Origin of the sequence: Pseudomonas sp. VA159-2 (assembly GCF_024126635.1) — a bacterium.
GTDB lineage: Bacteria > Pseudomonadota > Gammaproteobacteria > Pseudomonadales > Pseudomonadaceae > Aquipseudomonas > Aquipseudomonas muyukensis.
Window position 1 is genome coordinate 76,770 of record NZ_JAMYBV010000010.1, and the last position, 14,077, is coordinate 90,846.

General features: G+C 59.6%; 12 protein-coding genes and 3 pseudogenes. 12 read left to right on the plus strand and 3 right to left on the minus strand.

The window, feature by feature from the left end; translation table 11 throughout:
• Positions 1-6 precede the first annotated feature (6 nt).
• Together NJG22_RS12190 and rpoS are read left to right on the plus strand one after the other, a co-directional pair.
• A complete protein-coding gene (locus NJG22_RS12190; protein ID WP_253094814.1) occupies positions 7-861 on the plus strand; it encodes a peptidoglycan DD-metalloendopeptidase family protein in 855 nt (284 codons plus the stop codon).
• A 105-nt stretch (positions 862-966) separates the two neighbouring features.
• A complete protein-coding gene (gene rpoS / locus NJG22_RS12195; protein WP_011535249.1) occupies positions 967-1,974 on the plus strand; it encodes an RNA polymerase sigma factor RpoS in 1,008 nt (335 codons plus the stop codon).
• Positions 1,975-2,547: 573 nt separating this feature from the next.
• On the opposite strand, the gene fdxA is transcribed toward rpoS, so the two are convergent.
• Both fdxA and mutS read right to left on the minus strand, forming a co-directional pair.
• Positions 2,548-2,871, minus strand: coding sequence for a ferredoxin FdxA (fdxA, locus tag NJG22_RS12200; protein WP_217849508.1), 324 nt, complete (start codon positions 2,869-2,871; stop codon positions 2,548-2,550).
• Positions 2,872-3,010: 139 nt separating this feature from the next.
• A complete protein-coding gene (gene mutS, locus NJG22_RS12205) occupies positions 3,011-5,596 on the minus strand; it encodes a DNA mismatch repair protein MutS (RefSeq protein WP_253094973.1) in 2,586 nt (861 codons plus the stop codon).
• Positions 5,597-6,046: 450 nt separating this feature from the next.
• Here mutS and NJG22_RS12210 point away from each other — a divergent pair, with 450 nt between their 5' ends.
• Positions 6,047-6,334 (plus strand): DUF1778 domain-containing protein, encoded by a 288-nt coding sequence (locus NJG22_RS12210; protein WP_253094815.1) that lies wholly within the window; start codon positions 6,047-6,049, stop codon positions 6,332-6,334.
• On the plus strand, positions 6,292-6,813 hold the full coding sequence (locus NJG22_RS12215) for a hypothetical protein (RefSeq protein WP_253094817.1): 522 nt from the start codon (positions 6,292-6,294) through the stop codon (positions 6,811-6,813). Before NJG22_RS12210 ends, NJG22_RS12215 begins: the two co-directional genes overlap by 43 nt.
• A gap of 38 nt (positions 6,814-6,851) precedes the next feature.
• On the opposite strand, the gene NJG22_RS12220 is transcribed toward NJG22_RS12215, so the two are convergent.
• Positions 6,852-7,271: a tyrosine-type recombinase/integrase gene (locus NJG22_RS12220; RefSeq protein WP_253094818.1), complete on the minus strand. Its 420-nt coding sequence runs from the start codon at positions 7,269-7,271 to the stop codon at positions 6,852-6,854.
• On the opposite strand from NJG22_RS12220, the pseudogene NJG22_RS12225 reads away from it, so the two are divergent.
• The 8 genes and pseudogenes from NJG22_RS12225 (at position 7,179) to NJG22_RS12260 (ending at position 14,076) form a co-directional block, all read left to right on the plus strand.
• Positions 7,179-7,673: pseudogene (locus NJG22_RS12225) on the plus strand (glycoside hydrolase family 19 protein). The gene NJG22_RS12220 and the pseudogene NJG22_RS12225 overlap by 93 nt on opposite strands.
• A pseudogene (locus NJG22_RS12230) lies at positions 7,673-8,215 on the plus strand (lysis system i-spanin subunit Rz). The pseudogenes NJG22_RS12225 and NJG22_RS12230 overlap by 1 nt, the downstream one beginning before the upstream one ends.
• A 228-nt stretch (positions 8,216-8,443) precedes the next feature.
• Positions 8,444-10,420: an acyltransferase family protein gene (locus NJG22_RS12235; RefSeq protein WP_253094820.1), complete on the plus strand. Its 1,977-nt coding sequence runs from the start codon at positions 8,444-8,446 to the stop codon at positions 10,418-10,420.
• 18 nt (positions 10,421-10,438) lie between these two features.
• Positions 10,439-11,104: pseudogene (locus NJG22_RS12240) on the plus strand (DUF4113 domain-containing protein); the annotation flags it as partial.
• A gap of 384 nt (positions 11,105-11,488) precedes the next feature.
• Positions 11,489-12,235 (plus strand): XRE family transcriptional regulator, encoded by a 747-nt coding sequence (locus NJG22_RS12245; protein ID WP_217849504.1) that lies wholly within the window; start codon positions 11,489-11,491, stop codon positions 12,233-12,235.
• 466 nt (positions 12,236-12,701) lie between these two features.
• Positions 12,702-13,355: a hypothetical protein gene (locus NJG22_RS12250; RefSeq protein WP_217849502.1), complete on the plus strand. Its 654-nt coding sequence runs from the start codon at positions 12,702-12,704 to the stop codon at positions 13,353-13,355.
• Positions 13,356-13,694 (plus strand): hypothetical protein, encoded by a 339-nt coding sequence (locus NJG22_RS12255; RefSeq protein WP_253094822.1) that lies wholly within the window; start codon positions 13,356-13,358, stop codon positions 13,692-13,694.
• Between the two features lie 28 nt (positions 13,695-13,722).
• Complete coding sequence (locus NJG22_RS12260; RefSeq protein WP_253094823.1) at positions 13,723-14,076, plus strand: phage holin family protein; 354 nt, start codon at positions 13,723-13,725, stop codon at positions 14,074-14,076.
• Position 14,077 lies beyond the last annotated feature (1 nt).

A 14,077-nucleotide genomic window follows, 5' to 3' on the forward strand; every position in this document is an offset into this window, starting at 1 on the left:
GCGCGGGTGGGTCACACAGTCATGCGGCAGCGCAAGGATCGGTCGGGGTTGAAGCTTCTGGTGCTGGCGCTGGCCATGGGGACCTTGCTGGCCGGCTGTTCCAGCACCGGCTCGAACGGCGCGCGCGTGGTCGACCGCAACAACGCGGCGCCCAAGCGCCCGACCGTCACCTCGGGGCAGTACATCGTCAAGCCGGGCGACACCTTGTTCTCCATCGCCTTCCGCTATGGCTGGGACTACAAGGAACTGGCGGCGCGCAACAACATCGCCGCGCCCTACACCATCCGCCCCGGCCAGCCGATCCGTTTCAGCAGCGGCGCGGGGGGCAGCACCACGGTCGTCAGCAGCCCGTCGTCATCGAGCAAGACCACGGTCATCCGCCGTCCGGTCGGTACTCCACCACCGCCCGCAGGCAATGGCAAAAGTGCCACGCCTGCCTCTTCCGGCGCCTCGCAAACGGTTGCCCAGGTGCCCGCCGCAGAGCGTGCCGTCGGCGGTTGGACGTGGCCGGCGAACGGCGTGCTGATTGGAAAATTCGCTTCAAACGGTAGTTTGAATAAAGGCATTGATATCGCCGGTGATTTGGGACAGCCTGTTTTTGCTGCGTCTGATGGAGCGGTGGTCTACGCCGGCAGTGGCTTGAGGGGCTATGGCGAGCTCATCATCATCAAACATAGCGATACCTACGTCAGTGCCTACGGCCACAACCGCAGGCTTTTGGTTCGGGAGGGGCAGCAGGTCAAGGCAGGGCAGACGATCGCAGAAATGGGGTCCACGGGCACTGATCGGGTGAAGCTGCATTTCGAGATTCGCCGCCAGGGCAAACCCGTCGATCCACTCCAGTTCCTGCCACGCCGTTGATCAATGTCCCGGCCTGTTCCTTGGATGTAGAGGGGACAGGCTCCAGCGCTGCCATGGAAGGGTGACGCTCGAGTCTGAGTTCGAACTCAGCAAAGGACTATAACAATGGCTCTCAGTAAAGAAGTGCCGGAGTTTGACATCGACGATGACCTCCTACTGATGGAGACGGGCATCGTTTTGGAAACGGATGTGGTGTCAGACGAACCTGCTGTACCTTCGGTTCGGACCAAGTCGAAACAGGGCGCATCGCTCAAGCAGCACAAGTACATCGATTACAGCCGGGCGCTCGATGCCACGCAGCTGTATCTCAACGAAATCGGCTTTTCGCCTCTGCTTTCGCCAGAGGAAGAAGTGCATTTCGCGCGCCTCTCGCAAAAAGGCGACCCTGCCGGTCGCAAGCGCATGATCGAAAGCAACCTGCGCCTGGTGGTCAAGATCGCCCGCCGCTACGTCAATCGTGGCCTGTCGTTGCTCGACCTGATCGAGGAAGGCAACCTGGGCCTGATTCGCGCGGTGGAGAAGTTCGACCCTGAGCGTGGCTTCCGCTTCTCGACCTATGCGACCTGGTGGATCCGCCAGACCATCGAGCGGGCGATCATGAACCAGACGCGCACAATCCGCCTGCCCATTCACGTGGTCAAGGAGCTCAACGTCTACCTGCGTGCCGCGCGGGAGCTGACGCAAAAGCTCGACCACGAGCCGTCGCCGGAAGAAATCGCCAGCCTGCTGGAAAAACCGGTGGCCGAGGTCAAGCGCATGCTCGGCCTCAACGAGCGGGTGTCGTCGGTGGACGTCTCGCTTGGCCCGGACTCGGACAAGACCCTGCTCGATACCCTGACCGACGACCGCCCCACCGACCCGTGCGAGCTGCTGCAGGACGACGACCTGTCGCAGAGCATCGATCAGTGGCTGGGCGAACTGACCGACAAGCAGCGCGAAGTGGTGGTGCGCCGCTTTGGTCTGCGTGGGCATGAAAGCAGCACCCTGGAAGATGTAGGGCTGGAGATCGGCCTTACCCGTGAGCGGGTGCGGCAGATCCAGGTCGAAGGCCTCAAGCGCTTGCGCGAGATCCTCGAGAAGAATGGCCTGTCCAGCGAGTCGTTGTTTCAGTAGTCGTTGAGCCAGGTACGGCAAACGCCCCGACTTGTTCGGGGCGTTTGCGTTCTGGCAGCAGCTCGTTGCCCCAGGAATGATGGTGTTGCAGGCTCCAGCCTTGCTGGCGAACACCGGCGCAGCCGGTGCCATCCACTCGCCCATCCGCTACGGCCAACCCGACTCAATATTCCTTTAGCCACCCTCGCAACAACACGTGTAAGCATTTGCTTACCAAGCGCGTAAGCTATTGCTGTAGGGATCGGTAAATCAATGTCGTTTTCAATGGTTTAATTTTCATAACTAATTGAAAAACAATGATTTTAACGGTGTTGAAAAATGTATCGCCGGAATCATCCTGACAAATTCGACGCTTGTTCCCTGCCGGGGAATCGCTAATATCTGAACTGTGTCTACGGACTGACACAGGCTTTCAAGGATGACGGCCAAGGACATCGCGGGACGCGATTCATCAGGATGATGTTTGGGACAAACAGGGACTACGGAAAAAATGTGGGCGGGTCAAACCGCCCCTTTTTTTTGCCCGCGGAAAATGAAAAAGGCCCTTGCGGGCCTTTTTGCGTCCGGGCGCGATCAGCGCTGCAGATCGGCGATCTTGCCAGTTTTGCCATCCCACTCTTCGGCGTCTGGCAGCGCATCCTTCTTCTCTGTGATGTTCGGCCAGATTTCCGCGAGCTCTGCGTTGAGCTCGATGAAGTTCTCCATGCCAGCTGGCACTTCGTCTTCCGAGAAAATGGCCTGGGCCGGGCATTCTGGCTCGCACAGCGCACAGTCGATGCACTCGTCCGGGTGGATCACCAGGAAGTTCGGGCCTTCGTAGAAGCAGTCCACCGGACAGACTTCCACGCAGTCGGTGTACTTGCATTTGATGCAGTTGTCGGTGACGACGAAGGTCATTTCTAATTCTCTCCTCAGGCGACGGCAGCTTGCCCTTCCTTCCAGGGCAGCGCGGTTCACGGTGGTGGCTGCAGGCCAGGCTAATAGCCTGCAGCACTCGCAAACCGCGCCGGATTCTACCAGCTTGCGCGGTGTGCCGTTATAACAGGTTTTTCAGTTGATATAGCGTTTCGATAGCTTGGCGCGGCGTCATGTCGTCCAGGTCCAGCTTGCCCAGCTTCTCGATGGCCGGGTGTGGCAGGCTGGCGAACAGGTCGCTTTGATGCGGCACGTGAGGCGTGTTGCTGCGGGCGCTGGTGTCGTTGCGTACGACCGGCGCCTCGTGGGGCAGGCTGGCGGTTTCCAGCCGGCCCAGGTGTTCGCGGGCACGTTGGATCACCACCGCGGGCACGCCCGCCAGTTGCGCCACCGCCAGGCCGTAGCTCTGGCTGGCAGGCCCCGGCAGCACATGGTGGAGGAACACGATGCGTTCGTTGTGCTCGGTGGCGTTCAGGTGCACGTTGGCCACCAGCGGCTCGCTGTCGGGCAGCACGGTCAGCTCGAAGTAGTGGGTGGCGAACAGGGTATAGGCGCGCAGCTGGGCCAGGCGCTCGGCGGCGGCCCAGGCCAGCGACAGGCCGTCGAAAGTACTGGTGCCGCGGCCCACTTCGTCCATCAGCACCAGGCTGCGGTCGGTGGCGTTGTGCAGGATATTGGCGGTCTCGCTCATCTCGACCATGAAGGTCGAGCGCCCGCCGGCCAGGTCGTCGCTGGAGCCGATACGGGTGAAAATGCGGTCGACCGGCGACAGCTCGCAGCGCGCGGCGGGCACGTAGCTGCCGATATGCGCCATCAGCACGATCAGGGCGGTCTGGCGCATGTAGGTGGATTTACCGCCCATGTTCGGGCCGGTGATGATCAACATCCGGGTGCTGTCGTCCAGGCCCAGGTCGTTGGCCACGAACGGCGTGGTCAGTACCTGCTCGACCACCGGGTGGCGCCCCTGCTCGATGCGCATGCAGGGTTCGTCGACGAAGCTTGGGCAGTTCAGGTCCAGGTTCAGCGCGCGTTCGGCCAGGTTGCTCAGCACGTCCAGCTCGGCCAAGGCGGCGGCGCTGTCCTGCAGTGGCGCCAAGTGGCCGATGAGGGTCTCGAGCAGCGCGTCGTAGAGCATCTTCTCGCGGCTCAGCGCGCGGCTCTTGGCCGACAGCGCCTTGTCTTCGAAGGCCTTGAGCTCGGGGGTGATGAAGCGCTCGGCGCCCTTGAGCGTCTGCCGACGGATGTAGTCGCCTGGCGCTTGTTCGGCTTGCTTGGTGGGCAGCTCGATGAAATAGCCGTGCACGCGGTTGTAGCCGACCTTGAGGTTGGCCAGGCCGGTGCGGGCTTTTTCGCGGGCTTCCAGGTCAATCAGGAACTGGCCGGCGTTTTCGCTCATGGCCAGCAGCTCGTCCAGCTCGCTGTCGTAGCCGGTCTTGAGCACGCCGCCGTCGCGGATCACCGCTGGCGGGTTGTCGATGATCGCCCGCTCCAGCAGGCCGGCCAGCTCCGGGTAGGTGCCGGTGATGGCGGCCAGGCGTGCCAGGTGCGGCGCTTCCAGCTCGGCCATGGCGTTCTGCAGCTCGGGCAACGCGCCCAGGGCGTCGCGCAGGCGTGCCAGGTCACGTGGGCGAGCGTTGCGCAGGCCGATGCGCGCCAGGATCCGCTCGATATCGCCGATTTCCTTGAGCTGCGGCTGCAGCTTTTCGAAGCGGTAGCCGTCCAGCAGGCAACGGATCGAGTCCTGGCGTGCCTTGAGCACCTTCAGATCGCGCAGCGGACGGTTCAACCAGCGGGTCAGCAGGCGGCTGGCCATGGCGGTCTGGCAGCGGTCGATCACCGATTGCAGGGTGTTGTCGCGGCCACCGGCCAGGTTGATGTCCAGTTCCAGGTTGCGGCGGCTGGCGGCATCTAGGATGACCGTGTCGTCCATGCGCTCGTGGCGCAGGCTGCGCAGGTGGGGCAGGGCGGTACGCTGGGTTTCCTTGGCGTAGGTCAGCAGGCAGCCGGCCGCGCCGATGGCCAGGGTCAGCTTGTCGCAACCGAAGCCCTTGAGGTCCTGGGTGGCGAACTGCTGGCAGAGGCTCTTGCGCGCCGAGTCGCGGTCGAAGTCCCAGGGCGCGCGGCGACGGGCGCCGGGGCGCTTCTCCGCGGGCAGCCCCTGCGGCCAGTCGTCGGGGATCAGCAGCTCCACCGGGTTGATGCGCTCGAGCTCGGCCAGCAGGTTCTCCCAGCCCTTGATCTCCTGCACGATGAAGTTGCCGCTGGTGATGTCCAGCACGGCCAGGCCGAACAGGCGCTCGTCACCGAGCAGGGCGGCGATCAGGTTGTCGCGGCGCTCATCGAGCAACGCTTCGTCGCTGACCGTGCCGGGGGTGATGATACGCACCACCTGGCGCTCCACCGGGCCCTTGCTGGTGGCCGGGTCGCCGATCTGTTCGCAGATCACCACCGATTCGCCGAGCTTGACCAGCTTGGCCAGGTAGCCCTCCAGCGAGTGGAATGGAATCCCGCACATGGGGATCGACTGGCCCGCCGACTGCCCACGGGCGGTCAGGGTGATATCCAGCAGTTTCGCGGCCTTCTTCGCATCTTCGTAGAAGATCTCGTAGAAGTCGCCCATGCGGTAGAACATCAGCTGGTCCGGGTGCTGGTTCTTCAGCTTCCAGTACTGCTGCATCATCGGGGTGTGTGCTGAAAAATCAGTAATTGCTTTATTCATCAATAGCTTAGGGGATTCTGTTCTGGCGCTGGGGCATGGACGGGGCATTTCGATTGAAAGCTAAGGGCTCGATGCCGCAGTCCTTGCGGAGAATGTATCTAGGGTACCACGACGCCGCTTTGGAGCGAGGCGGGTTTTTTGTAAGTCAGATTCATACACGCGTGTAGACGTTGGCTACACGAATCGGGTAGTATTGGAAACGTGGAGATGGCCTCCACACCTAAGCTCCGACATGTCAGGAGCATAGCCTAAGAAGGTCTAGATCAAGTCCCGTTTTCTCTGGGCAAAAGTCCCCGCTTATCTGGGGCATACCGAGGCAAAGCAAATGTGTGACCGCATGCAAGCAGCTCGATGTGACATACGACGTGACAACCTAATTCGAAGTGGACCTATAAGGAGAAAAAGGAACCAGTAACCAAACTATTAGAGGTAAGAAAAATGTCTGCTCTAAACATCGAGCGAGATAAACCCGTACCAATCAACATGCGGGTTGATACAAAAAAACGAAGCCTGATCGATGCGGCCGTGGAGCTGCTGGGAACTGACAGGACTAGCTTCATTTTGGATGCTGCTTGCAAGAGAGCGGAAGAAGTGATCATGGATCGTCAATTATTCATTCTCAATGATGAAGCGTTCGACCGCTTTGAACAGGCACTTGAATCCAATCCGTTAAGGAGTAACAAGTGTTTAGAAAAACTGATGTCAAAGCCTGCCCCCTGGAGCTGAGCAAACCCGAGAAGCTGAACGCGTTTCACGATTTCAGTGACTTTGACTGTGGAGAGAGCTCGATCACCGAGTACCTTCACAAGTACGCAAGGAGGGCGCAAGAGAAGAAGCAAGCGGTGGTCTACGTGATCTGCTTCAAGGGCACTAACCGGGTGGCCGGTTACTACACTCTGTCTAGTGGCTCTATCGTGCGTGAGCACGTGTTGCCCAAGAAGCTCCAGCGGAATACCCCAGATGTCCATCCTGCGACGATTCTCGGTCGCATGGGGGTGACGATGTCTGCTCAGGGTTTCGGTTTTGCCGAAGGGCTTCTGCAGGATGCCATTGGCCGGGTGCTCGCATCTTCTGAGGTTGTCGGTACTGCTGCGCTGCTGGTTCATCCTCTGAACGAGGCGCTTGCTGAGTTCTACGCGAAGAAGGCCGGCTTTGTCCGCTGCCCAGAAATTTCTCCGCTCACCATGATGCTGTCCTTGCGGTAGCAGCCCATCCCGCCGGTTCGCCGGCGGGGGGCTCCTCTTTAATTTTTGCGGCGGCCTTGGCAAATACCCATCCAGATTCGATCCAGCTCTTGGGACGACTCATCATCCATCCATTTTGCATATACCTCTACAAGCATCGTGAAGTCCTTGTGCCCCATCTGCTTTGCAATGAACGCCAGATTCCCTCGTGCCGTCAGGCACCAGCATGCGTACGTGTGCCGTGTCTTGTAGGGGCGTCTCGGACGGATTCCGGCACGGCGCTGGATGCCTGCCCATTTCGTGTTCCAGGCAGTTGAGACGAACCACTCATTGATCACTCCCTTCCTTGCTTGGGTGCTTGGCGACAGGAGCGGGGTTACCGACTCATCTCTCCATTCATGTCGGTTGTGGTACACACGGTGAAGTGGGGCATCGTCACCGCGCTGCGCAAGCGTGCCTTCCTCGCCCAGGTCGGCCATGAGTCCGGCCAGTTGCGCTACGTCCGCGAACTGGGCGGCGACCAGTACCTGGCAAAGTAGGACACCGGCAAGCTCGCCGCCCGCCTGGGCAACACGCCCGAGGCCGACGGCGACGGCCAAAAGTACTGTGGCCGTGGCCTGATTCAGATCACCGGGCGCGCCAACTACAAGCGCTGTGGCGAGGCGCTTGGCCTGGACCTGCTGGCCCACCCCGAACTCATCGAGCGCCCTGAGCATGCCGCTGACTCAGCCGGGTGGTTCTGGCATCAGGCGGGCCTTAACTCGCTGGCCGACAAGGGGCCTTCTGCGTTCGAAGCCATCACGCGACGCATTAACGGCGGGCTCAACGGACAGGCCGATCGTTTGGAGATCTACGAGCGCGCAGAGGAGGTGCTGATCTGATGGGCCTCGAATCGCGGCTAGCCCTGCTGGCACTGGTGTTCGGGGCGGTGGTCGGCGCACGGCTTGCCTAGTTGTGGCAGGCCAACGAGCTGGCCACTCAGGCGGCGGGCTATGAGCAGCGGCTTGCGACAAAGGATCTGGAGCATGGCCGGGAGCGGGAGGGTGCTGCGGTGGCGGTGCTCGGTCAGCTCGAACAGTTGCAGGCAGCCAGGCGCGAGTTGGAAGATCGCCTGCAGGCGCAGGACCAAACCTACTGGAAGGAGATGAACGATGCTCAACAAGCTCTGGCTCGCCTGCGCGACCGGCTTGCTACTGCTGATCTGCGGTTGTCAGTTCTGGTCGATGCCGGATCCGTTGCCGCCCAGGGTTGTGGCGGTGGGGTGCGAGCGCCCGCCGGCACCGGAGGCGTGGTGGATGGAGCCCTACGCGCCCAACTTGACCCAGCGCATGCTAAACGAATTATCGCCATCACCGACGAAGGTGATCGAGGATTGATCGCGCTGAAGGCCTGCCAGGCGTATGTAGATTCTTTCGCGCGATGAGGTGCGTATCTTGCCTGGGAGTGCCTAAGGATGCGCTCTTGCATGGCGCCTTCCCTAGGTTTCGTCCTATGGTGGCGTATAGGTGGCTTTCGTGAAATCATTGCTCTCTTCGAGGCTATCCCTAACCCACAGATCCAAGCGTGGGGCTGCCTGATTGATTGACACGTGGGTCGTATCTCCTCACGCGGATGTGACGAGAAATAGGACGATTTTTGCTGATGGGAAGTTATGGAAAGTAAAGCAGTCGGATTCCGTTCCGATATAAACGGTCTCCGAGCATGGGCGGTCGCATCGGTAGTATTGTATCACTTTGATGTCGCGGGTTTTTCGGGCGGCTTTGTTGGGGTCGATCTATTTTTCGTGATTTCTGGCTATCTTATGGTCGGAATTATTGCGCGCGGACTGTCAGGTGAGAAATTCTCTATTATCGAATTCTATTTAGCGAGGGCCAAGCGTATTCTGCCTGCACTTGTCGTGCTGTGCTTCGGGGTTTTGGTCTTGGGGTGGTATGTCTTACTGCCCTCCGAGCTCAAGGAGCTTGGAGTCTATGTGATTGCGGCACTCGGCTTTTTTTCTAATGTCAAGCTGAAGCAGAGTGCAGGGTATTTTACACCTGAAGCCCATGATAATTTGCTTCTGCATACATGGTCTCTTTCTGTTGAATGGCAGTTCTATATGGTGCTTCCAGTCGTGATGTTTTCGATTTGGAAGCTGCGTCCGAAATGTAATGCGCTAGTAATTGCGGTAGTGCTTGGCTTAATAGCGTCATTCTGCCTTTCCATAACACTTACATCAGGGAAGCCCGAGGCGGCATTTTACCTTCTGCACACCCGAGCATGGGAGCTGCTGGTGGGCGGTCTGATTTTTTTCTATGCTGACCGTTTTGTCCTTAGTGAAATTTTCCGGCGTTGGATTGAGGCGATTGGTTTCTCGCTGATCGTGTTCTCTATTCTAATTTTTGACAGCGGGAGCCAGTGGCCAGGATGGCGGGCTGCCGTCCCGGTTTTTGGAGCGGCATTGGTCATCCTTGCTGCGCGCCAAGGTTCCTGGTGGACTGGAGGTACTGCTACCCAGTGGTTAGGTAGTTGCTCATACTCAATCTATCTCTGGCATTGGCCGATTGCGGTCCTGCTGGCGTTTTGGGGCTTGAAAGGGCACTTGATGGCGACTCTGTACGGGCTCTGTTCTACGCTAGTGCTCGGGACATTGTCCTATCGATACGTGGAGAAAGCAGTTCGTAATGGCTTTAGTAAACGGTCGGGAGTCGTGTCATATGCTCTGCTGCTGTGCGCTGCCCTTATCGTAGGGGCTTCTGGAGTTCTTTCAGTGATCAATCGTGGATTTCCCGGCAGGCTGGATCCTCCAACCCTCGAAGTTATAAACCAAGCAAATAACAGAAATCCTCGTTTGAGCGAGTGCGCCGCAGGTGCGTCCAAAATGGGACCAAAAGATCACCCTGTCCCTGATTGTCGATATGGTAATGAGGGTAAAGTAAAAGCAGTTGTTATTGGTGATAGTCACTCATCCTCAATAGTTACAGCGGTGAAGTCTGCGATGAGTGAAGGCGACGTGCTTCAATGGTCAGCTAATGCCTGCCCGCTGGCTTACGGCATTCGAAATGAAGTGCCGAAGCATGATTGCGGTTTATTTTTGGAGTGGAGCCTGCGTCAGGTAAGTAAGCTTCCAAAAAATGTGCCAGTGGTTCTAGTAAATAGATTTTCAGTCTATTTCGATGGCCCGAACGAGGATGACCCGGCTCTCATGGGGTTGGTTTCCAAATTCTCTATCAATGGTTTCGCGTTTGGTACGAGCCAGTATCGGGAGCAGATGCGCGCCGGTATCGTAAAAACCGTTTGTGAGCTAGCTGCAGTTAGGGAGGTTTATATCGTTAGGCCTACACCTGAACAGGGCAATAATGTTCCTGTGACTATGGGGCGATCTATGATGCTGAACTCCCCGGCGCGCACCTTAATGTCGAGTGCTAGTTACAACTCCCGAAATTTCGATGCGCTGCAGGCCATTGATCAGGCTGTCGAGCAGTGTGGAGCGAAAGTGTTAGACCCTATTCCATATTTGTGTAGCGCGGGAGAGTGCTGGGGGGATATGGGCGGTCTGCCTATCTACTTTGACGACGATCATCTTAACGAAAGGGGAAGCCAGCTTCTTGTCCCTATGTTTCAGGCAACTCTGAACAGGGACTCCTGACTTAACACAGGCCGGTTTGGCCAGCACAGCGCCATGCTTGCGCGCGAGTTGCTATAAGAAGGCAAGTCGGTCGGATCCGTGGTGGAGAAGACCGCGCGCGAGCTCGCCGGTACCCCTTGCCTCGAGCTGGATGAGGCGGACCCGCCGAAGCAGGAGATCTGCTGCAGTCGGATGTTTGGCAAGCGGCTGACGGCGCTGGCACCGATCAAGCAGGCGGTGGCCACCTACACGGCGCGAGCGGCGGAGAAGCTGCGCGCCCAGGGATCGGTATGCAAGCGCATGCGGGTCAGCATCCGCACCGGTATGTTCAATCCGGACGAAGCCAAGTATGCCAAGGGCGCCTTGGTCGAGCTGCCATACCCAACCAACGATACGCTGCTGCTCACCAGGGCTGCCACCGAAGCGGCGGCGCAGGTCTACCGCTCGGGTTTCCGCTATAGCAAGGCCGAGGTTCTGCTGATGGATCTGCGGCAGCCAGGGGAGTTCAGCGATGATCTGTTCGCCGTGACGCAGCCGGCGGCTTGCGATCGGTTGATGTCGATGCTGGACGAAATCAACGGCAAGTACGGCCGAGGAACGATGCGCACGGCCAGCGTCCCCGACACCCCTGACTGGGGGATGCGGCGCGAGATGATGAGTCGTTCATACACCACGCGGATCGATCAGCTATGGCGAGTCCGGTAGAAGGGCACCCCAGATCATGGGGCAAAAATGGGGCAAACTGAGCGCCATTCTATGCCCCTCAATGCCCTTTGGACGTTTCGCCATCAGATACAAAAAAGCGCCCAAGCCCTTTGTGTATGGGGCTTGGGCGCTTTTTTTCGTCAATACTCCAGCACAATCGGGGTGTGTGCGGAGAGATCAGACATTCAGGGCCTTACAGCGGTTGATCTGGTGGCGAATTTCGAAACCGCTCATGGTACAGGCTTTTTCCCCCCGACGCAGGTCGAATGGGCGGGGCAAATCCACGCAGGTATTGGCCTGCAGAGCGGCGGCGTGCAGGCCTGCAGCGAGGTCGTTCACGCGTGGGCCCTGCAGGCATTGCATTTAGTCCGTCGGGGTTGCATTATGCACGCTATGCAAAAACGCAACGTAGCCTCCGTACTCAGAGCACTGCTCGACCGCCACGGCCTGTCCCCGACAGAGCTGCATCGGCGAACGGGCGTTCCCCAATCCACCCTGTCGCGTATCCTCAGCGAGAAGATCGTCGACCCGTCCGACAAGCATGTGTCGAAGATCGCCGAGTACTTCGGCGTCAGCACCGACCAGCTGCGCGGGCGTGCCGAGCTGGGCGAGTCGCGTGAAGCGGCTGCTGCGGGCCAGGGCCACGCCGCGCTGAGCGATATCAGTCTGTGGGACGATGAAACACCCGTCGAGGACGACGAGGTGTCCGTTCCTTTTCTCCGTGAGGTCGAATTGGCAGCAGGATCAGGAAGATTCGTCATCGAAGAAAGCGAAAACGCGCGCTTGCGTTTCGGCAAGCGCAGCCTGCGCCACAATGGCGTGCAATTCGACCATGCCAAGTGCGTGACGGTGCGTGGCAACAGCATGCTGCCGGTATTGCGCGATGGCGCCACGGTTGGCGTCAACACCGGCAAATGCACGATCGGCGACATCATCGATGGCGACCTCTATGCCATCAATCACAATGGCCAGTTGCGGGTAAAGCAGGTGTATCGCCTGCCCACCGGTATTCGCCTGCGCAGCTTCAATCGCGACGAGCACCCGGACGAAGACTACAGCTTCCAGCAGATGCAGGATGAGCAGATCAGCCTGTTGGGCCACGTCTTCTGGTGGGGCATGTACGCCCGCTGACCTTCCCTTGATCTCGAAAACCCGCCCAGGCGGGTTTTTTTTCGCCCTCGGAAAAGCCCTACAACCCGCATCCGCAAAGCCCTTCATGCATTCGGCAAAAACATGTGCATAAATTTTTCCGCAAACGCATTGACTGCATATGCATGCATGCATATTCTGTGTCTCAAGCCGGTCTGCAACCGGTTGTTACACAGGCAGCGATGAACAGGCCTCGACTGTTCAGAGGGTTGGCAACTGGCCCGGGTGTGCAGCGTAAAGCACCACGATCAGTTATCCGGCGGGCAGGCGGCCGCGGTCGGAGTCACCAATTTGAAGCGCAACCGCGCGGCGTCACCAGTCGTGGCCGGCGGTTGATCAACGCATTACTGAAAAGCCTGCATGGCGGGCTTTTTGGAATGCCGAGGCAGCGCGATAGGTTCGACCATCGCAGCTTCATATCCACGAAATTCATCGCAACGGAGGTGAAATGGGTTTCGAAATCATCAATATGGGCACGGCGCCCACAGGCGTCGGCGGCGACACGGTGCGCACCGGTTTCGACAAGGTCAATCGCAACCTGGCGCTGCTCAAGGATCGCGCCCTCCAGCCAGACTACTCGACATTGTCCGGCCAGTTGTACCGCGAGGTCGGGGTGCTGGCGGTGTCCAACTACGTGAACGCCTTCACGCTCAAGACCAAGGTGCCCAGCGCCGGAGGCATCGCCCCAATAGTGCGCCTGCACGGCTGCCTGGCGACCTACACCTCGCCGGTCACCATCGACCTGAGCTGGTATTTCTACGACGGCAAGATCGTCGCGGCGACCGCGCTGGTCAACACGTCTTCGCGGGAGATGGGCACCCTGGCGGCCAGTAACGCCCTGCAGATCATCCTCTATGAGGAAAACGGCCTGGCCAACCTGTACCTGAAGTTCCCGTCCAGGGCCTATTACCCGCGCTTTGCGGTCAGTTGCCTTAACACCGGTGCGCTGGCGATGCCGGGGGGGCAGGAGGCCAATTGGGGCATCGTGGTCGACGGTCCGCCACCGGCGGCCAGTTTGCAGCAGGTGCCGTTCACCATCGTTACCACGCTCAACACAGCCAATTGCCAGGTCGGCAACGACGGCACGATCAAGGTGGCCTGAATGCGCGCAATCATCACGCTGCTCAACGATGGCAGCACTTACGACATCACCCCGGCGCAGACGCGACTGGCCTCGCAGGCTCTCGGCGAGGGTCGCTTCAAGGTCACTGGCAGCCTGGGCCTGGTGCCGTTTCCACCCGCGAGTGTCGGCTGGGGCTACTCGCTCAGCCACATGGACAACAAGGCCGACGTCGCCATCGAGCACGACGCGGCTTCGGGCGACCTGCTGGTGACCGTCACCCGCGACGGTCAGCCTTACCGGCTGATCAGCACGCTGATGCTGCATGTCCTGGTCGATGAGTTACCCGGCGTGCCGATCATCCAGTCGATGGAGGGATGAGGTGGCCATTTTCCAAGGAGACAGGACTTTGACAAACGAACAACAGGCACTGCTCGACATGCCGCTCTGGCTGGTGATCGTCCTGGCCTTGCTCGGCGGCCTGTCTGGCGAAATGTGGCGGGCCGACAAGGCGGGGGCGCGGGGCTGGGGGCTGCTGCGTCGCCTGGCCTTGCGCTCCGGAGCTTGCATGGTCTGTGGCGTGTCCACGGTGATGCTGCTGTACGCCAGCGGCATGACCATCTGGAGTGCCAGCGCCTTCGGCTGCCTCACCGCCATGGCCGGTGCCGATGTTGCCATCGGCCTTTATGAACGCTGGGCGGCTCGTCGCCTGGGCATCGAGCAACCCGCGGCCGGCGTGGATGCCGACGACCGCAGGCATTGAG